Annotated in this window: 26 protein-coding genes and 1 pseudogene; 16 read left to right on the top strand and 11 right to left on the bottom strand. The window is 41.2% G+C overall.

Annotated elements, in window-relative coordinates:
• Nucleotides 1–21 precede the first annotated feature (21 nt).
• The 5 genes from G529_RS0101350 (at nt 22) to G529_RS0101325 (ending at nt 4452) form a co-directional block, all read left to right on the top strand.
• A complete protein-coding gene (locus G529_RS0101350) occupies nt 22–774 on the top strand; it encodes an SDR family NAD(P)-dependent oxidoreductase (protein WP_026913812.1) in 753 nt (250 codons plus the stop codon).
• Nucleotides 775–784: 10 nt separating this feature from the next.
• A complete protein-coding gene (locus G529_RS0101345) occupies nt 785–1921 on the top strand; it encodes an ATP-binding protein (protein WP_026913811.1) in 1137 nt (378 codons plus the stop codon).
• A gap of 1 nt (nt 1922) precedes the next feature.
• Nucleotides 1923–2648 (top strand): metallophosphoesterase family protein, encoded by a 726-nt coding sequence (locus G529_RS0101340; RefSeq protein ID WP_026913810.1) that lies wholly within the window; start codon nt 1923–1925, stop codon nt 2646–2648.
• A 167-nt stretch (nt 2649–2815) separates the two neighbouring features.
• Nucleotides 2816–3820, top strand: a complete 1005-nt coding sequence (locus tag G529_RS0101330) for an acyl-ACP desaturase (protein WP_026913809.1) — start codon at nt 2816–2818, stop codon at nt 3818–3820.
• Between the two features lie 83 nt (nt 3821–3903).
• Nucleotides 3904–4452 carry a DUF3575 domain-containing protein gene (locus G529_RS0101325; protein ID WP_026913808.1) on the top strand — a complete coding sequence of 183 codons (549 nt, stop codon included), beginning with the start codon at nt 3904–3906 and terminating at the stop codon, nt 4450–4452.
• 145 nt (nt 4453–4597) lie between these two features.
• On the opposite strand, the pseudogene G529_RS16820 reads toward G529_RS0101325, so the two are convergent.
• The 3 genes and pseudogenes from G529_RS16820 to G529_RS0101310 all read right to left on the bottom strand — a co-directional run.
• A pseudogene (locus G529_RS16820) lies at nt 4598–4702 on the bottom strand (YkvA family protein); the annotation flags it as partial.
• A 377-nt stretch (nt 4703–5079) separates the two neighbouring features.
• The gene (gene amaB, locus G529_RS0101315) at nt 5080–6633 is read right to left on the bottom strand and encodes an L-piperidine-6-carboxylate dehydrogenase (protein WP_026913806.1); all 1554 of its coding nucleotides are present in this window, start codon (nt 6631–6633) and stop codon (nt 5080–5082) included.
• 60 nt (nt 6634–6693) lie between these two features.
• Complete coding sequence (locus G529_RS0101310) at nt 6694–7236, bottom strand: 3-hydroxyanthranilate 3,4-dioxygenase (RefSeq protein WP_026913805.1); 543 nt, start codon at nt 7234–7236, stop codon at nt 6694–6696.
• Nucleotides 7237–7362: 126 nt separating this feature from the next.
• On the opposite strand from G529_RS0101310, the gene G529_RS0101305 reads away from it, so the two are divergent.
• The 8 genes from G529_RS0101305 (at nt 7363) to trxA (ending at nt 17042) form a co-directional block, all read left to right on the top strand.
• Nucleotides 7363–8430, top strand: coding sequence for an isoaspartyl peptidase/L-asparaginase family protein (locus tag G529_RS0101305; protein WP_026913804.1), 1068 nt, complete (start codon nt 7363–7365; stop codon nt 8428–8430).
• 141 nt (nt 8431–8571) lie between these two features.
• Nucleotides 8572–9408 carry a phospholipase A gene (locus G529_RS0101300; protein WP_035695378.1) on the top strand — a complete coding sequence of 279 codons (837 nt, stop codon included), beginning with the start codon at nt 8572–8574 and terminating at the stop codon, nt 9406–9408.
• A gap of 151 nt (nt 9409–9559) precedes the next feature.
• Nucleotides 9560–10042: a GbsR/MarR family transcriptional regulator gene (locus G529_RS0101295; RefSeq protein WP_026913802.1), complete on the top strand. Its 483-nt coding sequence runs from the start codon at nt 9560–9562 to the stop codon at nt 10040–10042.
• 19 nt (nt 10043–10061) lie between these two features.
• Complete coding sequence (locus G529_RS0101290) at nt 10062–11189, top strand: efflux RND transporter periplasmic adaptor subunit (RefSeq protein WP_026913801.1); 1128 nt, start codon at nt 10062–10064, stop codon at nt 11187–11189.
• Nucleotides 11190–11211: 22 nt separating this feature from the next.
• Nucleotides 11212–14343: an efflux RND transporter permease subunit gene (locus G529_RS0101285; protein WP_026913800.1), complete on the top strand. Its 3132-nt coding sequence runs from the start codon at nt 11212–11214 to the stop codon at nt 14341–14343.
• 8 nt (nt 14344–14351) lie between these two features.
• The gene (locus G529_RS0101280; protein WP_026913799.1) at nt 14352–15749 is read left to right on the top strand and encodes an efflux transporter outer membrane subunit; all 1398 of its coding nucleotides are present in this window, start codon (nt 14352–14354) and stop codon (nt 15747–15749) included.
• Nucleotides 15750–15835: 86 nt separating this feature from the next.
• On the top strand, nt 15836–16693 hold the full coding sequence (locus G529_RS0101275; RefSeq protein ID WP_026913798.1) for a phosphatase PAP2 family protein: 858 nt from the start codon (nt 15836–15838) through the stop codon (nt 16691–16693).
• 52 nt (nt 16694–16745) lie between these two features.
• Nucleotides 16746–17042: a thioredoxin gene (gene trxA, locus G529_RS0101270; RefSeq protein ID WP_026913797.1), complete on the top strand. Its 297-nt coding sequence runs from the start codon at nt 16746–16748 to the stop codon at nt 17040–17042.
• Here trxA and G529_RS0101265 read toward each other — a convergent pair.
• The 3 genes from G529_RS0101265 to G529_RS0101255 are packed head-to-tail and all read right to left on the bottom strand — an operon-like array spanning nt 17035 to nt 18673.
• A complete protein-coding gene (locus G529_RS0101265; protein ID WP_026913796.1) occupies nt 17035–17535 on the bottom strand; it encodes a YciI family protein in 501 nt (166 codons plus the stop codon). The two genes, trxA and G529_RS0101265, sit on opposite strands and share 8 nt — an antisense overlap.
• Nucleotides 17532–18005, bottom strand: a complete 474-nt coding sequence (locus G529_RS0101260) for a CYTH domain-containing protein (protein WP_026913795.1) — start codon at nt 18003–18005, stop codon at nt 17532–17534. Before G529_RS0101260 ends, G529_RS0101265 begins: the two co-directional genes overlap by 4 nt.
• Entirely contained in the window at nt 18002–18673 is a 672-nt protein-coding gene (locus G529_RS0101255; RefSeq protein WP_026913794.1) for an NAD(P)H-binding protein, read from the bottom strand. The genes G529_RS0101260 and G529_RS0101255 overlap by 4 nt, the downstream gene beginning before the upstream one ends.
• Nucleotides 18674–18718: 45 nt before the next feature.
• Between G529_RS0101255 and dinB the strand changes: the two genes are divergently transcribed.
• Nucleotides 18719–19810 (top strand): DNA polymerase IV, encoded by a 1092-nt coding sequence (gene dinB / locus G529_RS0101250; RefSeq protein ID WP_026913793.1) that lies wholly within the window; start codon nt 18719–18721, stop codon nt 19808–19810.
• Nucleotides 19810–20310 carry a lipocalin family protein gene (locus G529_RS0101245; protein WP_035695376.1) on the top strand — a complete coding sequence of 167 codons (501 nt, stop codon included), beginning with the start codon at nt 19810–19812 and terminating at the stop codon, nt 20308–20310. Before dinB ends, G529_RS0101245 begins: the two co-directional genes overlap by 1 nt.
• A 59-nt stretch (nt 20311–20369) precedes the next feature.
• Here the strand turns inward: G529_RS0101245 and pyk are convergent, their stop codons facing one another.
• The 5 genes from pyk to G529_RS0101220 all read right to left on the bottom strand — a co-directional run bounded on the left by pyk (nt 20370) and on the right by G529_RS0101220 (nt 24637).
• Entirely contained in the window at nt 20370–21800 is a 1431-nt protein-coding gene (pyk, locus tag G529_RS0101240; protein ID WP_026913791.1) for a pyruvate kinase, read from the bottom strand.
• The gene (locus tag G529_RS0101235; RefSeq protein WP_051201312.1) at nt 21800–22279 is read right to left on the bottom strand and encodes an IPExxxVDY family protein; all 480 of its coding nucleotides are present in this window, start codon (nt 22277–22279) and stop codon (nt 21800–21802) included. Before G529_RS0101235 ends, pyk begins: the two co-directional genes overlap by 1 nt.
• Before the next feature lie 118 nt (nt 22280–22397).
• Nucleotides 22398–23129: a ribonuclease III gene (gene rnc, locus G529_RS0101230; protein WP_026913789.1), complete on the bottom strand. Its 732-nt coding sequence runs from the start codon at nt 23127–23129 to the stop codon at nt 22398–22400.
• A gap of 3 nt (nt 23130–23132) precedes the next feature.
• On the bottom strand, nt 23133–24386 hold the full coding sequence (gene fabF, locus G529_RS0101225; RefSeq protein WP_026913788.1) for a beta-ketoacyl-ACP synthase II: 1254 nt from the start codon (nt 24384–24386) through the stop codon (nt 23133–23135).
• A 14-nt stretch (nt 24387–24400) separates the two neighbouring features.
• On the bottom strand, nt 24401–24637 hold the full coding sequence (locus G529_RS0101220) for an acyl carrier protein (RefSeq protein ID WP_013069791.1): 237 nt from the start codon (nt 24635–24637) through the stop codon (nt 24401–24403).
• 146 nt (nt 24638–24783) lie between these two features.
• Here G529_RS0101220 and purN point away from each other — a divergent pair, with 146 nt between their 5' ends.
• On the top strand, nt 24784–25374 hold the full coding sequence (gene purN / locus G529_RS0101215) for a phosphoribosylglycinamide formyltransferase (RefSeq protein ID WP_026913787.1): 591 nt from the start codon (nt 24784–24786) through the stop codon (nt 25372–25374).
• The last annotated feature ends 3 nt before the right edge of the window (nt 25375–25377 follow it).

Below are 25377 nucleotides of genomic sequence, written 5' to 3'. Positions count from 1 at the left end.
TTTAGAAAATAAATTTCAAATATGAAAACAGCCCTTATAACCGGCGCTACAAGCGGAATAGGAAAGTCTACTGCTATTCGTTTTGCGGTGGAAGGATTTAGATTGATACTTTGTGGCAGAAGACTCGAAAGACTGCAGCAGTTACAGCAGGAACTCGCTGTGGAAACCCAGGTACATATCCTCAACTTTGATGTAAGAAATCGACAGGAAGTATTTGATAATATAGAAAGTCTTCCGGAGGAATTCAGGCAGATCGACATACTTGTGAATAACGCGGGAAATGCACATGGATTGGATCCAATACAGTTTGGCGATATGGACGACTGGGACAATATGCTGGACATCAATGTAAAAGGGCTGCTTTACATGAGCAAGGCGGTGATCCTTGGAATGATAGAAAGACAGTCTGGCCATATTATCAATATTGGTTCTACTGCGGGAAAGGAAGTTTATCCCAATGGAAACGTATACTGTGCCAGCAAACATGCGGTAGATGCCATTAACCAGGGAATGCGAATCGATCTGAATGGGAACGGCATCAGGGTTGGTGCAATCAATCCTGGTCTTACAGAAACTGAGTTCAGTGATGTACGCTTTAAAGGTGATGCTGCAAAGGCAGAAAAAGTTTATAAAGGTTACAAGGCTTTACAGCCAGAAGACGTTGCAGATATTATACATTTTACGGTGACCAGGCCTTATCATGTAAACATTGCCGATCTTACGGTGATGTGCACGGCACAGGCCAGTAGTACCATAGTGGATAAAAATCAGTGAGACAAACGCGATGATCAATAAACGACTTCTTATTAAAAACCTGCTGGCTCATAATGATGAGAACAGCTTCTACGATAAGAAGCGGCAATTGAATATTGGCGAAAGAGAAGGTAAGGCGAAATTTCTAAAACATATTTGCGCGCTTTCCAACTCCAATCCCGAAAACAATTCTTACATCGTGATAGGGGTCGAGGATGAAGATAGCAAGATCGTAGGCATCGATTTTTTTGATGACAGTAAGATTCAGAACCTGGTGAATGCCTACTTAAGTAATCCCCCAAGAATATCTTATGAAAATATACCTTTTCCACACTTACCAGATCACCTGGTAGTTGGACTGGTAACCATAAAACCTAACCATGGAAAGATCTGTTCCTTCAGAAAAAATATCTGGAAATATTATGGCGGGTCTGTTTTTATGCGGGATGGCAGTATATCTATGCCTAAAGTTTTTGATATCGCCATTCAGGATGTAAACTCAGCCCAGGTATCGTCTATTGAAAATCATTCACATAATAATATTGAATACACCCTGGACGGGGTATTCGATTTTATGCGGAAAAGAAAGGATTATAACCCCAGCTATAAGGTATTCAAAGAGTATTTTGTGGTATGCTGGGCAGGAAAGGAGAAAAAGATCAAACAGCAATCCTATTATTCCCGGGTAGACATCGAGCTTATCAATGAACAGGTTAAATTATTTTACTCTGCACTTGATGAGGTGAGTATCATTCAAAATGACGATAGTTTTAAGATTCTGGAATATGTTCATTTAGGACTGCACGACCAGTTTAAGTACTATCCTTTGGAAGAAGTAAGCATTAGTTTCAGAAATAATGGAAGTTATGAAATTGAAAGTAATGTTATTTTTGAAGCTCCAAAGTTCGATAAAAAAACGCTCTATCATATATTCAATACCAATCGCAGTCTCGTTGAGAAACTGAGAAACGGTATCGAGCTTACTGCGGAAGACCTCAAGGATCTACGGAATTTGCCTTCTACGTACCTTCTTTGCTACCTGAACGATTTTTCAGACGCATTGGACAGACTGGAAGAAGCCCGGCCCTATCTGAAGAATTTTGGAGCTGAATATCACCAGTCTTACAAAGACAGTATGAGAATTTTAAGAAAAGTAAAATACAATTAGAATGTCAAGAACCTTCGCTATTGGAGATTTACATGGAGGAATGAAAGCGCTCATTCAGTTACTTGAAAGGATAGACCTGAAGCCTGAGGATACCCTGATTTTTCTGGGTGACTATGTAGATGGCTGGAGCGATTCTGCAAATACGGTGAGCTACCTGATCAAGCTGGCCCGGCAAAATTCCTGTATTTTTATTCGCGGAAATCATGACGATCTTGCGCAGAAATGGCTGGAAGGTGGGGAAATGAACGAAAAATGGCTGGAACACGGTGGCCAGTCCAGTATCGATGCCTATCGTACATTTACGCCTGAACAGATCGAAGCTCACATTCAATTTTTCAAAGATACTCTGAATTTTTATCGACAGGATGATCGCTTATTTGTACATGCCGGATTCACCAATTTACATGGTCCAGATTATGAGTATTCAGACAAAGGTTTCTACTGGGATCGTACCTTATGGGAAATGGCATTAGCCATGGATCCATCGATTAAACCCGGTGACATGTTCTATCCAAAAAGATTAGCTCATTTTAATGAGATATTTATTGGGCACACTCCCGTGACCAGAATTGGTGAGACAAAACCTGTAAACAAAGCAAATATCTGGAATGTAGATACCGGGGCTGCATTTAAGGGTCCTATCACGGCAATTGATATAAATTCGAAAGAAATCGTACAAAGCGACCCGGTTTATACGCTTTATCCAGATGAACAGGGTAGAAATTAGCATTCATTTACGATAGCTTCTATTTCCTTATTCATATCTTTGAAGTTCAAGTTTTTGAGCCAATAAACTGCAGTTTTTAAAGTTTCTGTAAAAATTTGCATGTTTATTGTAATATATTGGGCAAACAGGCTTTAATTAGCAGTCGAAAATCTACAAAGAACTACAGAATGGCATTAGACAATATACGTTTAGAAGTGATGAACACGGTGGAGAAATCTGTACAGGGTTTCATCGATAAATACCTGATCCCGGTTGAAGAGATCTGGCAACCAACAGACCTTTTACCTAATCTACAAACAGAGGAAGGTTTTGAGGGCGTTCATCAGATTCGAGAAGAAGCAAAAGAGCTGGGATACGATTTCTGGGTTGTTTTAGTAGCCGATATGGTTACAGAAGAAGCATTGCCAACTTACGAATCCTGGTTAATGGATATGGAAGGTGTGGAACAACATGATGCCAGCCAGGGAAAATCCAATTCGTGGGCAAAATGGGTAAGACACTGGACAGGAGAAGAGAACAGACACGGTGATACCTTAAATAAATATCTATACCTCTCTGGAAGAGTAGATATGAAAGAGATCGAAAAAACCACCCAGCATCTTATCAATGATGGTTTTGATATTGGAACTGGCAGAGATCCCTATAGAAATTTTGTCTATACCAGTTTCCAGGAGCTTGCTACCAACATTTCGCACAAACGTGTGGGACAACTGGCTAAGCGAAAGGGGAATAAAATGCTGGCAAAAATGTGTAATATCATTGCTGGAGACGAAATGAGACATTATATGGCTTACAGAGAATTTGTAAAAACCATTTTCGAGCATGATCCAAGTGAAATGATGCTGGCATATGTTGATATGATGAAGAAGAAGATCGTAATGCCTGCACAATTTATCAGAGAATCTGGACAGGGTATTGCGGAAGCTTTTGAAAACTTTTCAAATGCTGCGCAGAGATTAGGAGTTTATACAACCATGGATTATATCGATATTCTGAAAAAGCTGAATGATTACTGGGAAATTGATAAAATGCGTGATCTTAATGATGATGCTGAAAAAGCCCGTGACTACCTGATGGCATTACCAGACAGAATGACCAGAATCGCCAGTAGAATCGCAGTTCCACAGGATCCTCATACCTTTAAATGGGTTTCCAATAACGGGATGTTGTAATCGTTCTGCATAAAAAGTATGAACCCTGCAGTCCAATTGCAGGGTTTTTTAATCTATAGCTTTATACATAGGAAACTTATATCATGAAAAAAATTGCTTTCGCTCTTATATGCCTGGTAACAACCAGTTTTGCAAATGCACAGAGCGCAGAAAAAAATAATGAGATCAAACTCAATATCGCCAATACGATCGCGATCGCGTCTGTGGAATTTGGTTACGAAAGATTTCTGGATGATCACCAATCTATCGAAGGGATGATCCTTATCAATGACCGTATTAATTACCATTCTGAAAGTGGTTCCAGAAAATTTGAAACCAACAGTTTCAAGGTTGGTTATAATTATTATTTTGGAGAAGAATACGCCGCATCGGGTTTATATGTAAATCCTTTTTTAAAATACAGAAGTGGTGAATTTAGCGAGGCTGCACCAGATGCTGAATTTAATGGTGATCTAATTACAGAGATGGATTCCTTTATTATTGGCCTTGGTGGAGGTTATAAATGGAATTTCAATGATACATTTGTGATAGGACCTTTCGTAAATATTGGAAGAAATTTCAGCGATGAAGTAAAGGACAGGTTTTCTGCAATCGAGTTTAATGCAGGTTTAAACATTGGTTATAGATTCTAAGATTCAAATTCTTATACAAAAAAGCCGATTCAAATGAATCGGCTTTTTTTATTCTTAGTGTTTCGCACTAGCTGAGTTTTGTGAAATTTTGCTTCCAGAGCTTATAAGTTGCCAGGTCCTTCTCCATTAAGTTTAGACAGAAAGCGATTACCGCAGCATCATCCAGATACCCAAGCACCGGTATGAAATCTGGAATAAGATCTATCGGTGACAATACATATAAAAGTGCTGCTCCTGCTGCTGCAATGATATTAAAAGGTATCTCCCTGTAATCGCCTTTGGCATAATCCTTTACCAGGGAAAAGAGAATGATCGCATCATCAAGATATCGTTTTAACTTTCCTTTACTTTCGAATTTATTGAGAATCTTTTCCTCCTCTTCGATCACCTTTCCCACATCTTCCTTCGAAAAGTCTTCTGTTCTTTTCTGGTGTTCCTTTTCAGCCTGTTCTTTTGAAAATTCGCTCATGATTTCTTTTGGTTTGTAATGCTCGAAAATAAAGATTATCTAAGCCTGATTCAAAATCGGGTCATGTATTTAAGTATGATTTAACGATTTAGTCAAAAGCTAGATATAAAAAAACCCGCAATCCATGGAAAGCGGGTTTTTTGAAAATTTTACACGGATTACAGATCAAACTTGATTCCCTGAGCCAGTGGAAGCTCGGTAGTGTAATTGATCGTATTGGTTTGTCTTCGCATATATACTTTCCAGGCATCAGAACCCGATTCGCGGCCACCACCGGTGTCTTTTTCACCACCAAATGCTCCACCAATTTCAGCGCCTGAAGTTCCAATATTCACATTGGCAATTCCACAATCTGATCCTTCCGTAGAAAGAAAACGTTCCGCTTCTCTTAGATTGTTAGTCATGATCGCTGAGGAAAGCCCCTGTCTTACTCCATTTTGTAATTCCAACGCATTGCTTACATCACCAGAATATTTCATAATGTACAATACCGGTGCAAAGGTTTCATGCTGTACGATCTCAAAGTCGTTCTTTGCTTCAGCAATCGCAGGCTTTACATAACACCCGCTTTCGTAACCATCACCTTCTAGCACACCACCTTCAACCAAAATAGTTCCGCCTTCTTCTACTACCTTTTTCAATGCATGCTGATAATTTTTAACAGCGTCTCTATCAATTAAAGGACCTACGTGATTATTCTCATCCAGCGGGTTCCCAATCCTGATCTGCTTGTAAGCGTTTACGATCGCATCCTTCACTCTATCATAGATATCTTCGTGAATGATCAATCTTCTTGTAGAGGTACAACGCTGTCCACAAGTTCCAACTGCACCAAAAACAGCACCAATCACCGTATTTTTAATATCTGCATCTGGAGTCACAATGATCGCATTGTTCCCGCCAAGTTCCAGCAAAGTTTTTCCTAATCTTCCGGCTACTTCTTTAGCGACAATTTTACCCATTCTGGTAGAACCTGTAGCCGAAATTAATGGTACGCGCTCATCTTTGGTCATCATTTCGCCAACTTTGTAATCACCGGTGATCAAACAGGAGATACCTTCAGGTACATTATTTTCAGCGAATACTTTAGCAGCTATGTTCTGACAGGCCACGGAAGTCAGCGGAGTTTTCTCTGAACCTTTCCAGATACAGGCGTCTCCACAAACCCAGGCCAGAGCCGTGTTCCATGACCATACAGCCACCGGGAAATTAAATGCTGAAATGATGCCAACAACTCCCAGGGGATGATATTGTTCGTACATGCGATGTCCAGGGCGTTCACTATGCATGGTCAAACCATGTAATTGTCTGGAAAGTCCTACTGCAAAATCGCAGATATCGATCATTTCCTGAACTTCGCCAAGACCTTCCTGGTAAGATTTTCCCATTTCATAAGAAACCAGTTTCCCCAATGGCTCTTTTAATCTTCTCAGTTCATCATTGAACTGGCGTACAACTTCCCCACGCTGAGGTGCTGGCCAGGTTCTCCATTCCCTGAATCCCTTGGCAGCTGTAGAAACTGTCTTTTCATAATCCTCACTGGTAGTTGCTTTCACTTTTCCTATGAGTTCACCATCAACTGGTGAATAAGATTCGATGATATCTCCATTGCTAAACCAGTCTTTCCCGGTAGATGTTCCGTTATTCACGTCGTTTAAACCTAAATCTTTCAGGGCTTGTTTGATCCCGAATTCTTCAGCGATTTTGCTCATTAAATTGCGTTTTTAGCGATTATTTTGTGTAGTTATTGCGAAAATAGTAAAAATAAACGGCTATTCCTCCGGAGCCGTGAATCGTTCATCGGCGGGCATAACCTCCCCACAATTATCGCAGGTACGCAATTCCTTTGTGTTGTAAAAGTGTTTGAAATGTTTTAGAAAGTCGGTTTCTATATCGTGAAGTGGAAAGTAAACTTCATATAATTTGTGATTGCAATTGTCGCAAAACCAAAGTAAACCATCCTCACCTGCTTCGTTCAATCTCTTGCGTTCCACAACCAGACCAATAGATCCTTCTTTTCTTTCTGGGGAATGCGGCACTCTAGCTGGATGCAGGTACATATCACCAGGTCCTAATTTCATGGTGCGCTTTTCTCCATGATCCTGAATATGAACTTCGATCTCTCCTTCCAGCTGGTAGAACAATTCCTCCGTTTCATTATAATGATAATCCTTTCTCGCATTTGGCCCGGCTACGATCATGACAATATAGTCGCCAGATTCCTTGTACAAATTCTTATTTCCAACGGGTGGCTTTAAGTGTTCACGGTTCTGTTCGATCCACTTATTCAGGTTAAAAGGTCCTTCTACAGGCATATTTGATTTTTTCCTAAAATTACTGAATCCTCTTTAAAGCTTCTGAAGAACATCTATTAAAATTGAATTAAGAGTTTGCTTCAGCAGTCTATCTGAAATTTTATAACTTTCAGACAAATATGCATCATGAAAAAAATTCTTCTCTTATTCAGTTTGCTCACTTTGATATCCTGTGATCAGAATTCTGAAAATCGTTCGAAGGTTTCCACTTCCGCAGAAAAAAATAAAACGGATACCGATACAGTGCAAAATTTTGGGATCGTGATCCATGGTGGTGCTGGTACCATCCTGAAGGAAAATATGAGCGATAGTCTTGAAAAGGCTTATAAGGACAAGATGGAGGAAGCCATTAGAACAGGGCACGAAATCCTGGCGAATGGTGGCACAGCCGTAGAAGCCGTGCAGCGAACTATTAATATTATGGAAGATAGTCCGTTGTTTAATTCGGCTAAAGGTGCCGTATTTACCAACGAAGGTAAGAACGAACTCGATGCCTCGATCATGGAAGGAAAAAACCTGAATGCCGGTGCGGTCGCCGGGGTGACCAATGTTAAAAACCCAATCAACCTGGCTTTTGAAGTGATGGAAAATTCTGAACATGTTCTCTTATCTGGCAAAGGAGCTGAAGATTTCGCAAAAGAAAGAGGGCTTGAAATTGTTGACCCGGAATATTTTTATACAGAGAACAGGTTTAAAGCCATGGAAAGAGCCAGAGACCGGGAGCAGAACAAAACTGCGTATTATGATCCTTTTGTAAAAGATGAAAAGTTTGGAACTGTAGGCTGTGCTGCTCTGGATAAGAATGGAAATCTTGCTGCAGGTACCTCTACCGGCGGAATGTCCAATAAAAAATATAATCGTATTGGGGATTCTCCAATTATTGGAGCTGGCACCTATGCCAACAATGCCACCTGCGCCATTTCAAGTACTGGCTGGGGAGAATTCTTTATTCGCGGAGTGGTCGCTTACGATATTTCAGCCATGATGGAATACAAAGGCCTGAGTCTGCAGGAAGCGGCCCGGGAAGTCATTCAGAAAAAACAACCGGCACTGGGTGGAAATGGAGGGATCATCGCTATCGATCACCAGGGAAATGTAGCGATGGAATTCAATACCGCAGGCATGTATCGTGCGAGCATGAACGCCAGTGGTGATCTTCAACTTGGGATCTATAAAGAAAATAACGCAAAATAAATTCACTGGTATATACAATTTAAAGCTCCTGAAATCGGGAGCTTTTTGGAATTAATAACAATCCTGTCCATTCTTCAAATTAGATTTAAAGCGACTTTAGACTTACCTTTGCTTCTACAAATTTCCCTACAAAGTCCTAACATGAAGTCATTTATCACAAAGACTGGCCTCCTGGTTATCATTTTATGCAGTTCAATAAAAGTACATGCACAGCGAATGACGCGTGAGGAAGTGAATGATACGATCCAAAGCATGCCATCTTTCAGCAGTTATCATGATAATTACCTGATAAGTGGAATTCCCACGAACATGCCTGCCAACAAAGTAAATTCAGATATCAAGTACCAGATAAGTTTCAAGCAACTGATCTCCAGGGCTACGCTGCCGTTTGACAGCCATTTGTTCGTGAGCTACACACAAAAAGCATTCTGGAATATCTATGATAAATCCAGCCCGTTTGAAGAAATCAATTTTAATCCCGCTATAGGAGTTGGCAAGCCAATTTTCGATAAATCCAATAGAATCATTGCACTGGCAGAACTGCAGCTGGAACACGAATCCAATGGAAGAGACAGCCTGGTGAGCAGAAGCTGGAACAGGGTTTCCGGGATGTTTCATACACCGCTGGGAAGGCGCACCATGCTGAGCGCGAAGGCCTGGGTTCCTTTTGCTTATACTGAAAACCATCCGGATCTGCTGGATTACGTTGGTTTGGCTGAAGTCAAGGTAGAACAGACATTCTTCAGAGAACTTTTTATTGGCGAGATAACGCTAAGAAAAGGATTGAAAGACTGGAAAGGATCTGTAGGTACCAAACTTTATTATAGACTATTTAATAATTCTGGTAACCAGTATTTGATGCTGGAGTGGTTCGCGGGTTATGCGGAAAGCCTTATTGATTATGACAAATACACCAGCATGGTTAGAATTGGCTACGTTATCAAGTCTACAGACCTCAACATCCTTAAAACCAGATAATCAAAATTTGCCGATGTCCCGATTCTGAAATCCTTCTGGAGAAAAATGCATTGAATCTGAAGAATTCACACTTTTAACGAACATTTAAGTTTGTTTGGTTCGGTTAGTTCCGAACTGAGTGTATCTTTGCAAGCTCATTTAAAATAATTGCATGGATTGTTGTTCACCGGAAAAGCGAAAACTGATCGAAGAGATTGGGGTTCATTTTGAAAGAATACATAACCTCGCGCCATTATCGGCAAGGATCTACATCATTATGATATTGTCTCCCAATGACGGTCATACTTTCGATGAGATCATCGAGATCACCCAGGCGAGTAAAAGCTCTGTCTCCACCCAGCTGAATTTGCTTTTACAAACCAAGAAGGTGGAATATTTCACCAAATCGGGAGATCGAAAGCGCTATTTCAGGGCCAGCAGGACTTACCTGAAAAACACCCTGAATGATGAAATGATCAGGACCAAAGAAGAGATCAGGATCATTAACAAGATCCACGAGTTCAATTCTACTCACAATGAAGAGAAGTTTAAAAGATCTGGTGGTGTTGGCAGCCTGTATATAGAGTATTTGAAATCACAAAAAGAGAACCTGGAACGCACGATCGAACTAATGACCCAGGAACTGGAAAATTAATTATTGAAGAAGAATAAAAATGAAAAAAATAGTTTCAATCGCAGGATTATTCAGCCTAATACTGCTACTGGCGAGCTGTGGAAATGATGGTGAATCACAAGCTCAGGCTGCTGCACCGCAGGCAAAACCATTTCCGGTAACCGAAGTTCCGCAGAGAACCGTTACCGGTCATACCACCTACCCGGTGAACATAGAAGGTATCGTAAATAGTGAAGTTAGAGCGAAGGTTTCCGGCTATATTACTGATGTTCTAGTAGACGAAGGCCAGGAAGTAAAAAAAGGACAGTTGCTTTTCAAACTCGAAACCCAGTCATTAAACCAGGATGCCGCAGCGGCAAAAGCAAATGTAAATGCAGCGCAGGTAGAGGTAGATAAACTGAAGCCTTTGGTTGAAAAGAACATTATTAGCGAGGTGCAACTGGAAACGGCAAAAGCAAAATTACAACAGGCTCAGAGTAGTTATAACAGTATCGCGGCAAATATTGGTTACGCCAACATTAAAAGTCCTGTCGATGGTTTAGTAGGTTCCATAAGACTTCGTGAAGGTGCTTTGGTGAGCCCAACCAGCACTCAGCCACTTACTACGGTTAGTAACATCAGCAAGGTTTACGCCTACTTTTCCATGAATGAAACTGAGTACCTTGATTTTTTAAAAGAATATGAAGGGGAAAAAGTTCAGGATAAGATCGCTAATATGCCGGCAGTAGAATTGATTCTTGCGAATGGATCTTCCTATTCTGAAAAGGGAAAGATCGAAACCATTAATTCACAGGTAAACGAAAATACAGGTTCTATCTCCTTCAGAGCAGTTTTTGACAATCCTTCGAGACTTCTTTCCAATGGAAACAGCGGTAAGATAAGAATTCCGAAGACCTACGAAAATGCATTGATCGTTCCGCAGGAATCCACCTTTGAGAGACAGGGCAACGTTCTGGTCTATAAGCTTGGAGCCGAAAATAAGGTGAGCAGTTCCACCCTGGAGATCATAACGAGCATAGATAATTTGTATGTGGTAAAATCTGGAGTAAAACAGGGAGATACCATTGTAGCGAAAGGTCTGGCAAAACTACGACCAGACACCCAGATCCAGCCACAACCCGTCGCTTTCGATAGTGTGGCTAAGCCTATTGATAAGGTATTCAGATAAATTTTCAGGAAAAAGTAACGTTATGCTAAAAACATTTATAGAAAGACCCGTACTCTCTACGGTGATTTCCATCATTATCGTGATCCTGGGAGTTCTTGGACTTTCCAACCTTCCTATCACGCAATATCCTGACATCGCACCTCCAACCATCACTGTAAGCACTTCGTATCCAGGTGCCAATGCAGAAACGGTACTGGAAAGTGTGATCATTCCTATTGAAGAACAGATTAACGGAGTGGAGGGAATGACATATTTGACCTCAACAGCTACCAATAACGGTACTGCAGAGATCACGGTTTATTTCGATCAGCAGGTAGATCCAGACATTGCTGCAGTGAACGTACAGAACAGGGTAGCCCGTGCAAATCCTCTGTTGCCTGCAGAGGTAAAACAAACCGGGGTCACCACCCAGAAACAGCAAACAAGTGCCCTGATGTTCTTCTCTCTTTTGAGTAAGAATCAGGATTTTGATGACACATTTATTCAGAATTACCTGAAAATAAATGTGATTCCTGAAATTCAAAGGGTCAACGGTGTTGGAAATGTACAGGTGTTTGGAAGTAAGGATTATGCCATGCGAATATGGCTGCAACCTGATAAACTAGCAGCCTACAATCTTGTTCCCGCAGATGTGATTGGTGCTTTAAATGAGCAGAGTCTGGAAGCTGCTGCCGGTTCTCTTGGAGAAAATGACGGTAAGGCTTTTAACTACACGATAAAATACAGCGGTAGATACAATACAGAAGAGCAGTACAGCGACATTGTTATAAAAGCTCTTGGGAATGGTGAATTTCTTAGACTAAAAGATATCGCAGAGATCGAACTGGACGCTCAAAGTTATAGCGGAAGTTCCATGACCAAAGGATATCCCGCGGTTAATATGGGTGTTTTCCAGACCAAGGGATCTAATGCACGTGATATCATCCTGGAAATTGAAGACCGACTCGCAGAAGTGGAGAAGGATCTTCCTGAAGGACTGGAAATCTACGTACCCTACAATACCAACGAATTTCTGGATGCCTCGATTAACAAAGTGACACATACGCTTATTGAAGCATTTATACTTGTTTTTCTCGTAGTTTTCATATTTCTACAGGATTTCAGGTCGACCTTGATCCCGGCTATTGCGGTTCCAGTGTCTATTATTGGTACTTTTTTCTTCCTGAATCTTTTTGGATACAGTATCAACTTATTGACCCTGTTTGCCCTGGTGCTGGCCATCGGGATCGTGGTAGATGACGCCATTGTGGTGGTGGAAGCCGTACACGCGAAACTGGATGAAGGTGCTAAAAGTGCCAAACAGGCCACCACAACCGCCATGAACGAAATTTCTGGAGCGATCATCTCGATTACCCTGGTTATGGCAGCGGTGTTTATTCCGGTAACTTTTATCCAGGGACCTACAGGTGTCTTTTATGAACAGTTTGGAATTACACTAATTGTAGCGATATTCATTTCCGCAATAAACGCTTTGACCCTGAGCCCTGCTCTTTGTGCATTGTTTCTGAAAACGCACGACGAAAAGAAAAACGGAAAGAAAAGTTTTCTTCAGAAATTCTATGACGGTTTTAACCGCGGATTCAACGCGACTATCGAGAGATATGGAAGATCGCTGAAGTTTCTCTACAGGAATAAGTGGGTAACCGCTTTGATCCTTATTCTTGCCATTGGAGGAATCTGGTGGTCTGCATCCACAACTCCTTCAGGTTTTGTTCCCGATGAAGACCGCGGACTCATATTCGTGAACCTGGAATTACCAGCAGGTGCTTCGATAGACAGAACCCAGGAGGTGAATGATCTCCTTTACCAGAAAGTGAAAGATATTGATGGAATTCAGGGAGTTTCTGTGATTGCCGGTAGAAGTTTGATTAGCGGTGCAGGTAGCAACTATGGTCTTGGTTTTATAAAACTAGACAACTGGGATGAACGTGATACCGATGAGTTATCCATTGAAAGCATCACCGGAAAGCTTTTTGGTGTAGCAGCAACCATCCCGGAAGCAAATATTATTTTCTTCTCTCCTCCCAGTATTCCTGGCTTCGGAAATTCTTCCGGATTTGAAGTGAATTTACTGGATAGATCTGGAGCAGGTTTTAACGAGCTGGATGAAGCCAACCAGGAATTTATCAGGAAACTATCTGAAAGACCTGAAATTCAATATGCGCAAAGTTCTTTTAACACCAATTACCCTCAGTATGAACTGGAACTGAATGTTCCGCTGGCTAAAGAAAAAGGCGTTACGGTAAATGAGATTTTCAGCACACTTCAGGGCTACATTGGTGGAGTTTACGCTGCCGATTTCTCCAAATTCGGAAAACAATACCGGGTTTACGTACAGGCTTATCCTGAAGATCGAGCACAAAAATCTGATCTTAATAAACTGTACGTCCGCACGTCTTCCGGAGAGATGAGTCCTATTACACAGTTTGTGAATCTTAAAAGGGTTTATGGGCCGCAATCTGTAACCCGTTTCAACCTGTTCAACTCTACTAAGCTGAGTGGAGCCACGAATCTTGGTTTTAGTTCAGGAGACGCGATTACAGCTATCGAAGAAGTTGCCAGCACACTCCCTGAAAATTATACGACTGCCTTCAGTGGTCTAACCCGGGAAGAGGTGAATGCCGGCGATCAAACGACTACGATTTTCCTATTATCTATCGTATTTGTTTACTTCCTACTGGCGGCACAATATGAAAGCTATTTATTGCCTTTTTCAGTGCTGTTCTCTTTACCTCTTGGAGTTTTTGGTGCCTACATCACGACAAAGTTCTCTGGATTGCAGAATAACATCTATTTCCAGATCGCATTAATCATGCTTATTGGCCTGCTTGCCAAGAATGCTATTCTAATCGTGGAATTTGCTTTGCAGCGAAGACGACAGGGGGAATCGATCGTAGAGGCCGCCATCGATGGAGCAAAATCAAGGCTAAGACCCATTCTTATGACCTCTTTTGCCTTTATTCTCGGTTTGCTACCACTGGTGCTTGCTACTGGAGTTGGAGCAGAAGGTAACCGTTCCATTGGTACGGGTGCCGCGGGAGGACTATTAATAGGAACTATTCTGGGAGTATTTGTAATTCCTATTCTGTTTATTCTCTTCCAGTGGTTACAGGAAAAAGTAGGTAAAAAGCCTGAAGCTGTCGAAACTAAATAACATTGAACATGAACGTATTACATAACACGAAATTTGGTTTGCTTGGAGTTGTACTTCTAAGCCTTCAGTCCTGTTTTGTCGCAAAGGACTACGAACAGCCGGAGGTCATCGAAGAAGCAACTTACAGGACCGATGAGATAGAACAGGATAGCCTGAACATGGCTAACATTTCCTGGAAAGAGATGTTTACAGATCCACTTCTGCAGGAATATATCTCTGAAGGGCTGGAAAACAATATTGACATTCGGGTGGCAGTGCAGCAGATTAATGCTGCGGAAGCCTACGTAAAGCAAGGTAAAGCCGGTTATCTTCCAACTCTTGGGGCCAATGCCACTTTTACTCATCAGGAGCTTTCACAAAACAGCCAGTTTGGTAGTTTATTCAGCTCGCTGGATCAGTATCAGTTAAGTGCAGATCTTTCCTGGGAAGCAGATATCTGGGGTAAAATTAGAAGCAGAAAGCGGGCTTTTGATGCCAGGTACTTACAAAGTATTGCTGCACACCAGGCCGTAAAAACAAGGTTGATCTCTGATATCGCTTCAACCTACTATCAATTGTTAGCGCTGGACGAGCAGATCGATATCACGAAAAGAACAGTAGAAACCAGGGCGAACAGTCTTGAAACTACAAAAGCCTTGAAAGAAGCCGGAACTCTTACTGAAGTTGGTGTGCAGCAAACTGAAGCTCAGCTATACACCGCAAAGGCGATCCTGATTGATCTTAAAAACGAAGCGAGATTACTTGAAAATACGCTTTCCATACTTCTGGGTGAGGCACCCAGGTTGATTGAACGATCAAATCTGGATGAGCAGAAAATCACGACAGAACTCCATATTGGTGTTCCAGTACAACTCTTACGCAACCGCCCCGATGTCATTGCTGCGGAATATAATTTTGTAAATGCTTTTGAGTTGACCAATGTGGCGAAAAGCAATTTCTATCCTTCGCTTACTTTAAATGCAACTGGTGGTTTACAGGCTCTGGACAAAGGAGACCTTTTTGATCCCAATTCCCTTTTCGCAACTGTAGTTGGTGGGCTGGCACAACCAATCCTCAACGGTAGAGCCATTAGAACAGAGTATGAAGTGTCACAGGCTGAGCAGGAACAGGCCAGGCTTGAGTTTAGAAGAGCGATACTAACGGCAAGCAAAGAGGTTTCAGATGCCATGTATTCTTATGAAGCTGCTTCAGAAAAGATTGATGTCAAACAGAAAGAATTCCAGGCTTATGATCTCGCGACAGATTATTCTGAAGAATTACTGAACAATGGACTCGCCAATTACCTTGAGGTTTTAACGGCAAGACAGAATGCCCTGAACTCTAGTTTGGATCTTGCGAATGCAAAGTACAATCAATTAAAATCAATTGTCGATCTTTACGCGGCCTTAGGCGGCGGCTGGAAATAATTAAAATTTAGTTTTTTCATAGTTAGTTGTTGGTTGATGGTGACCTCGGGCTTTAGGGTTTGAGGTCACTTTTTTAAAATTATAATATGCTTAGAAAATTACAATCTCTATCACTTTGCCTGGCGTTTCTTACGCTCTCATCGATTACCTGGTCTCAGCAGGACACATTGGAAATTGAAAAGGACAGTGTTCCCACGACCTGGGAATTGCTGAAATATGATGGCGCCAGCGCTTTTGGCGGAATCAAGAATGCCTATTCTTCTCCCCTTAGATGGCAAAAAGATGATTTTATCACCGCCGGAGCTGTAGTTGCCGGAACTGCTGCACTCTACATTTTTGATGAAGAGACCAGTGATTATTTCATGGAACAGGGTGAAGACGTCCCTGAGCTCGTAAAGGATTTTGGATGGTATTTTGGGAGTCCGCAGAACAATTACGGGGTTACCAGTGCGGTCTACCTGGTTGGTCTCTTTACAAAGAATGAAAAGATAAGGCAAACAGGAGTGTTAATGATTTCAGCAGCTACAGCTTCAGGAATTATTCAATCCATTTCAAAAACGGTAGTAGGAAGAGCACGTCCAACAGGTGGTGAGGGCAAAGCAAGTTTTGCTCCTTTCAGCAATGAAGGAAAATACCACTCATTTCCATCGGGTCATACGATACTTTCATTCACCACTCTGTACGCTTTATCCAAACAATTTGACAATCCTTTTGTAAAGGCTGGACTTATTGGAGTTGGAATGGTCTCGCCGGTTTCCAGGCTTTGGTCTGGAGCACACTGGCTTACCGATGTGGGACTTAGTATCGCTATTAGCGTAGCAGTGGTGGACAGTATCGACAAATACCTGAAAAACGAACGTAACTACGGAGTACAGAATCCAAATAAAATAAGCTGGAAAATGCAGGTTGGTCTTGGCCGTGTAGGGATCGTAGGTACTTTTTAACCTGATTTTAAAATAATTAAGACCAGGCATTTCTTAACTTTAAAAGAAAAACATGAAAAGTAGTTTTAGTGATATTATTTCCGGAGATACACCAGTACTGGTAGATTTTTATGCCGACTGGTGTGGACCGTGCAAATCTTTGGCGCCTATACTTAAAGAAGTGAAAAACGATCTTGGGGAAGGTGTGAAGATCGTGAAGATCGATGTGGACAAGAACCAGGAACTGGCCTCAAAGTATCAGGTTAGAGGTGTTCCAACCATGATCCTGTTCAAAGATGGCAAACAATTCTGGAGACAATCTGGTTTATTGCCCAAACATGATATTGTAAGCATAATAAATTCTATTTAAGCTTCCCGCCTTTTGCAACCCACCAAGGGTGTATTTCCACTTTGAGCCTGCCTGCTTTCACCATAGGATCCAGGTTGGCGAGACTATCTGCTTCCGCTAGTGTTGCCGTATTGAACACTACAATTCCACGAAGATCGCCATCATCACCCATAGGTCCGGTTAAACTGGTATAACCTTCAGTAGCCAAACGCTCGAGGTGCGCCATATGCTTCTTTTGAAGTTCTGCAGCTTCTGTAGAACCCTGGCTTCTTTCAGGACCCGATTTCAGGAAAACCATATAATACTGCTGCATGAGATAGGTCGTATCTCCTTCCTTATAACTAAAAGTCTGGTAACCTTTCTTTTTAAGATCTTCTTCGATGGATTTTACATCAGCGCTTTTTATTACGGTTGTATCCTTCGTATTTTCTACGATTTCTTCAGAAGAGTTGTTGGCAGATTGATCACAGGATAAGAATAAGGACAGGATTGCTACTACTACTAGATTTTTCATTTTTCCCAGTTTTTATATGGATAAAGAATAAGCTGTGAATTGTAATATTTATGGTCGCCGGTGACTTCCTCACCCAGCCATTCTGGTTTTATAAAAGGTTCGTTTTCAGTACTTAGTTCCACTTCTGCGATCGTAAGTCCATTATTTTCTCCAAGAAATTCATCTACTTCAAAAACGTGTGCTCCAGCTTTCACGAGATGACGATACTTTTCAATTTTGCCGGGTTCACAAAGTTTAAGCAATTCTTCAGCTTCATTAACCGGTATTTCCTTCTCCCACTCGTAACGGGAAACGCCATTTTCAGAGCTTTTGCCCTTAATGGTCATAAATGCCTTTTCAGCTTTGATGCGTATGCGGATGGTTCTTTCCGGATGCGTATTTAAATAAGCCTGAACGAATAATGTTTTACTACTGGCTTCACTTTTATATGCCTCTGAAGTAATTAAAAATTTTCTTTCTATTTCTATCATGCTGAATTGTTGCTGAAAGCCTTGAGTTTATCAGATTCTATCCTGCCACCAGGATATTGATGATTTGCCAGGTATTGCATGGCATTGGCTATCTCCTCTGGTTCTATAGTCCGGTACTTTTTAAGATTGCCAATAAGCAGGTGATTACCAAATTTCATCAATTTAATAAAAATCGACTCCATGAGCCTGTTCTCTGCCCGGTCACCAGCGATCAAAGATGGTTGTAGTATATAAGTATTCGGGATTTTCTGCTCTAGTACAGCACCTTCCATTTCTCCTTTTACTTTGTTGTAAAAAATGTTACTGTCCTCATCGGCTCCCAATGCCGAGATGACCATAAAAGTGTCAATATTGTTCCTTTTGGCCAGTTTGGCCGCGGTCGCAGGAATTCCGAAATCAATTTGTCGATACAATTCCTTATCTGGAGTTTTGCTTTTTGTAGTTCCTATGCAGCAGAACACCTCGTCTCCTTTAAAAAGTTCCTGGACTTTCTCCATTTCAAAAAGATCAATCAAATATTCCTCGATCTTTTCACTTTTTTGAGCCACATGATTTCTTCCAAAAATCCTGATCTTTCGATATCGATCATCCTTGACTAATTTGTCCAGAAGAATACCACCAGTAAGACCGGTAGCCCCGAGAATGATCGCTGTTTTTGCCTGTTCCATTGCTATAGCTATTAAAGAGACTAAGATATTACTTAAATTTACAAGGTGGAAAAACTTCGCAAAATTATCCATGTGGATATGGATGCCTTCTATGCTTCAGTCGAGCAACTGGACAATCCCGAACTTCGGGGTAAGCCTGTCGCAGTAGGTGGAAGTTCACAACGCGGAGTGGTAAGCGCAGCCAGTTATGAAGCCCGGAAATTTGGTGTGCGAAGCGCGATGAGCAGCGTCATGGCTAAAAGGAATTGCCCCGATCTTATCTTTGTAAAATCAAACTTTGAAAGATACCGCGAAATTTCAGCACAGATCAGGGAAATATTTTATGAGTATACAGACCTGGTGGAACCCTTATCGCTTGACGAAGCTTATCTTGATGTAACCGAGAACAAAAAAGGCCTGATGAGCGCGACACTTATCGCGAAAAAGATAAGAGACCAGATCAAGGAAAAAACTGGATTAAACGCTTCCGCAGGAATATCTGTGAACAAATTTATAGCGAAGGTCGCCAGTGATGTTAATAAACCAAACGGACAAAAAACAGTAGCTCCGGAAGAAGTTTTAGAGTTCCTGGAAGAGCTGGACATTAGAAAGTTCTACGGTGTGGGAAAAGTAACTGCTGAAAAAATGTATCGGCTAGGCATCTTTAACGGTAAAGATTTGAAGTCTAAAACAGAAGAATACCTGAGTGAACATTTTGGAAAGAGCGGCAGACATTTTTACAGGGTAGTGCGCGGCATTCATCATAGTGAAGTAAAACCGCACAGAACCCGAAAATCGCTCGGAGCTGAAAGAACTTTTAATGAGAATATTTCTTCTGAAATCTTTATGTTGGAGAAACTTCAGAATATCGCTGAAGAGATAGAACGCAGACTCAAAAGATCTGATGTTGCCGGGAAAACAATTACTTTAAAGATCAAATACAGTGATTTTACCCAGCAAACCAGGAGTAAGACTATTAGCTACTACATTTCAAACAAAGATCTGATCCTGGAGATAGCGAAAGAATTATTGTACCAGGAAAAAATGAAAAATTCAGTACGATTATTAGGCATTTCGCTGTCCAATCTCAATACTGAAAAATCGGATAGTAAAGAGGCGGAAAAGGAAGTATCGGTACAATTAAAATTCAAATTCTAATGAAGAATTCAATTTCAATATTGATGATGATGATTCTCATACTTTCCTGCCAGGAAGAGCAGGTGTACAGCTTGCCAGAAGATGCAGAATCTTTACTTACAGATGGAGATACCAAAACCTGGAAGCTTGCCAGGCGTTTGAATAATAACGTTCGAATGAACATGGGACCCTGTTTTATGGAGTATCGCCAGAGTTTTTCGAATGATCATAGCGTTCGAGACAATAATGGCGAAAATAAGAATTGTGGACCGAGTCTCGTTGGCACCTGGGAATTTAAGAAAGGGGCTAAAAACGAACCCTATCTGCGAATTACGAGTCCGCAAATTCCCGAACTCCTAAGTACCGGTAAAGAATACAAAGACTTCAAGATCCTGAAGTTAACTATGGACACACTGGAGGTTGTATTCAGGCATAATCAATACGGAAATAAGAGTAGATTGATCAAAGATATTCTTGTTCGGGAAGACCTGGATATCGGTGACCGCTACTTTCACCATTAAAAAACCGGATACCTGCTTTTGCGGATACCCGGTTGTTTTATATCTGAACTTTGAAGGTTTTATTCTATTTCTGAAACTCTTAATGTATTCACCATTCCTTTGGCGGTTATTGGCATAGCGGCAAGGTTGATAGTAAAGTCTCCAACTTCCACAAATTTATATTGCTTCGCCATATCATTGATATCATCGATGGTTTCATCTGTACTCACGAACTTATCGTAATAAAAGGCTTTAACCCCCCATAGCAAGCTTAGTTGATTTAGTATCCTTCTATTTGAAGTAAATACAAGAATATGAGCTTCCGGCCTCCAGGCAGAGATCTGGAAAGCTGTATAACCACTATTGGTTAACGTACAGATTGCTTTTGCCTTGATTTCGTTGGCCATGTGCGCAGCGTGATAACAAACCGCTTTCGTAATATATCTTTTCGTTCTAACATGCGGTGGCTCATGTGGCACCTTAATAAGTGGTGAGTTTTCCACACTTTCCAGGATCTGCGCCATTTTCTGAATTACCTGTACCGGATATTGTCCTACGGAAGTTTCTCCGGAAAGCATCACAGCATCAGCACCATCCATCACAGAGTTTGCCACATCATTCACCTCTGCCCTTGTTGGTGTAAGGCTCGTGATCATGGTTTCCATCATCTGAGTTGCGATAATCACCGGGATACGAGCTTTTTTAGCAGTTAGAACCAGTTTCTTCTGAATTAGAGGAACTTCCTGAGCAGGAATTTCCACTCCCAGATCTCCTCGAGCTACCATGAGTCCGTCACAATAAGCAACGATCTTATCGATATTTTCTACACCTTCAGGTTTCTCGATCTTGGCAACGATTGGAATCTTAAATTCTGAATGCTCACTGATCAATTTTTGAAGTTCCATAAGATCTTCAGCATGTCTAACAAAAGAAAGCGCCATCCAGTCCACCGCCAGTTCGCAGGCAAATTTGGCATCCTTGACATCTTTCTCTGTAAGCGCAGGTAAAGAAATATTTGTATTTGGAAGGTTTACACCTTTTTTCGATTTTAATGGTCCACCCTGAATAACCTTGGTTGTAACCTCATCCTTTTTATTGGTTTTAACCACTTCGAAGATCAGCTTCCCATCATCCAGCAGTATTCTTTCTCCAGCTTTTACGTCCTGAGGAAAAGTCTCGTAGTTCATGTAGACCCGCTCCGATGTCCCTTTAAAAGGTTTTCCAGTCACAAATGTGATCTGGTCACCTTCAGAGACTACTACTTCCTCCTTCATGACTCCTACTCGAAGTTTTGGACCCTGAAGATCGGCAAGAATCGCAGCATTAAAACCTTCTTCCTCGTTTAGTTCTCTAATCATCTGTACTCGCTCTTTCACATCTTCATAATCTGCATGTGAAAAGTTGATACGAAACACGTTGACACCTTCCTGCAACATTCTCTTTAAAGTATCCTTGCTACTGGTTGCAGGGCCCAGTGTGGCAACTATTTTTGTTTTCTTGTTGGTCGGCATTATTCGAAAATTAGATTTTGTTTGTTCTTCAGCTTCTCCATCTCTATGGAATAAGCTGCCTGTACTCCTGGAATTTGATTGATCCTGTTGAGAATCCTGATGAATTCTTTGGGTAGAATTTCCTCGCTAATCTTCAGAAAAAAATCAACTTTACTGTATTCAGGTATCAGATTAATTTCTTTAGTACTAAATTCTTCTTCACCAAAAAGGGATCCCGTACTTAAAATTCTTTTGGGCTCTCCTTTGAACTTGTTTGCGACCAGTTCTACATGGTAGTAAGCTTTAGGATCTTTAAAAGAGTAGAGTGCGTAGAAAGCGTGGTATTCAGCAAAATTAAAATCGATATCTGTCGCCTCTCTCTCCAGCTTTGTTCGCAAATACTTATTGATTAAATAAGCTAGCCTGTACCCTTCCAGAGAAGAGTAGATCGCGATCAATTGAAAGCTCTCATCTTCAAACTCAAGCAGTTCCTTATGCATAAGCACAAATTCGGAATTTAAGGTTAAAGATAATATATCATTGCTGAAATGAAGATATTAGGGGTCTAAAATTCATAATTTTCTACGAAAACGTTATAGCTTACGTTAATTTCGCAATTTACTTTATTTTAGACTGAAGCGCATAATAAGCTCTTTTTGATGCCTTTTCCTCCGCCTTCTTTTTTGAAGTTGCCCTTGCTTTGGCTACCACGCGATTCTCAATTCGAAGCTTTACGGCAAAATGCTTCAGTTCGTCATTGCCGGTATCTTCGTAAACTTCAAAATCAAATTCTTTCTTCTCTTTCTGGCACCATTCTATGACCAGGCTTTTGTAACTAATCACCTTGCCCTCGAGCTGTTCTATATCCACATATGGATCTATTACCCGTTCATAAATAAAGCGTTCACAGTACTTATAACCCCGGTCAAGATAGATGGCTCCCACCAGAGCTTCAAATAAGTTTCCATGGATATTCACTCCAAATTGAGTAACGGGAATGTTGGTTTGAACATGTTGAATAAGCCCAAGATCCTTGCCTAATTCATTCAGATGTTTTCGACTTACCACCTTGGAGCGCATCTTGGTGAGATACCCTTCATTTCCTCCGGGTACTGCTTTAAAAAGATGAGAAGCAACCACTGAACTGAGCATGGCATCCCCTAGAAATTCCAGGCGTTCAAAATTGATCGCGTTTCCATCTTCGTCCTTGCGATTAAGAGAACGATGGGTAAAGGCTTTTTTATAAGGGGAAAGTGTTTTGGGTTTGAATCCCAGAATTTGAGTTAGGATATTAAAAAAATTCCCGCCTTTATAAGAGCGGGAATTTAATATGTTCCGAATGACGCTCATGGTCTATTCGTCTAATTTTTTAAATACAACGCAGGCGTTGTGACCTCCAAAACCAAAAGTGTTGCTCATAGCGATCTTGACTTCTCTTTCCTGAGCTTTGTTCAGGGTAAGATTTAGATCAGGATCGATATTTTCATCAATGTTTTCATGGTTAATGGTAGGTGGTATCAAACCATGTTGCATGGATAATATCGATGCAATAGCTTCAATAGCTCCGGCTGCACCAAGCAGGTGACCGGTCATGGATTTTGTTGAATTGATATTCATGTTCTTGGCATGATCTCCAAAAACCTTGGTGATCGCTTTAAGCTCAGCTACATCTCCAAGAGGCGTGGAAGTACCATGTGTATTGATCACATCCACATCTTCAGGTTTTAAACCTGCATTTTTAAGACAATTCTGCATCACTGCCACGACACCGTCTCCTTCTGGATGCGGAGCAGTCATGTGATAGGCATCTGAAGAAAGACCACCGCCAAGTAACTCAGCATAGATCTTGGCTCCTCTGGCTTTCGCATGCTCATATTCTTCAAGAATAAGAGCTCCGGCTCCTTCACCCAGTACAAATCCATCTCGTGTGGAATCAAATGGTCTTGAAGCGGTCTCCGGGCTTTCGTTTCTGGTAGAAAGGGCATGCATTGCGTTAAATCCACCCATTCCTGCCAGTGTAACGGCAGCTTCAGATCCTCCTGAGACAATCACATCACTATAACCCAGCCTAATATTGTTCAGTGCGTCTATCATCGCATTTGCAGATGAAGCACAGGCAGATACCGTGGTGTAATTTGCTCCCATAAATCCATGTTTGATAGAGATATTACCTGGGGCAATATCTGCGATCATTTTTGGAATAAAGAAAGGATTGAATCTTGGAGAACCATCACCTTCAGCAAAGTTAATGACTTCGTTCTGGAAAGTTTCCAGTCCACCTATCCCGGCACCCCAAATAACGCCAACGCGATACTTGTCTACCGTCTCCAGGTCTATACCAGAATCCTTGATAGCTTCGTCTGCAGATACCATTGCGTACTGAGCGAACCTATCAAGTTTTCGGGCTTCCTTACGATCAAAATGATCTAAAGGATTAAAATTTTTGAGTTCACAAGCGAATTTAGTCTTGAACTTTTCAGTATCAAAATAGGTGATAGGTGCACTACCACTTTTTCCACTCTTAAGTCCTTCCCAATATTCCTGTAAATTGTTACCTATTGGGGTTAAGGCACCAAGGCCTGTAACTACTACTCGCTTCAACTCCATATGGTGTCTTTGATTTATTTTTTAGCGTCTTCGATATAAGAAATTGCCTGACCAACAGTTGCAATGTTCTCTGCCTGATCATCTGGGATCTGAATGTCGAATTCCTTTTCGAATTCCATAATCAGTTCAACTGTGTCTAGTGAATCAGCACCCAAGTCGTTGGTGAAGCTGGCTTCGTTTACAACTTCATTCTCGTCAACTCCTAATTTGTCAACGATTATAGCTTTTACTCTTGATGCAATGTCTGACATAATTTTTTATTTTAATTTTGATTAGGTGGCAAAAATAAAAACTTTTATTTTAAAACCGATTTTTACTCCAAAAATGTGATGGTAATTTACATAAATTCACTCAAAGCAGTTAATTTTACATCCTAATAATTGTTAACAGCCTTATTTTGAGTGACAAAAGAAATACGACCCCAAAGAAGATTGTCATTTTTGCTTCAGGCTCCGGCACGAACGCCGAGAACATCATTAAATACTTTCAGGAATCTACCAGCACAAAGGTACTAGCCGTATTCTCCAATAAAAAGTATGCGGGTGCATTGAAACGAGCACATGATCTGCAGGTGAAAGCACTACATTTTGACCGCGAATCTTTCTACCAGAACAACGATGTACTTCATATTCTAAAAGACATGAACCCAGATCTTATAGTTCTTGCAGGTTTTCTATGGTTATTCCCTTCCAAGATCATTGCAGAGTTCCCCGATCGTATCATTAATATTCATCCCGCGCTACTACCTAAATATGGCGGAAAAGGTATGTATGGCAGCAAGGTACATGAGGCGGTTATCGAAAACAGGGAAATGGAAAGCGGCATCAGTATTCATTACGTAAATGAACATTATGATGAAGGGAATATCATTTTCCAGGCAACTACTCCAATCACCGAAGAAGATACGCCAGATAGTCTTGCCACGAAGATTCACGCGCTGGAGTACAGACATTTCCCGGAAGTGATACAGCAACTCCTGCAAAAATAGACT

Source organism: Christiangramia portivictoriae DSM 23547 (assembly GCF_000423045.1).
In the GTDB taxonomy this organism is placed as follows: domain Bacteria; phylum Bacteroidota; class Bacteroidia; order Flavobacteriales; family Flavobacteriaceae; genus Christiangramia; species Christiangramia portivictoriae.
Note: the sequence above shows the minus strand (reverse complement) of the source record. Positions and strands in the feature narration are given on the sequence as shown.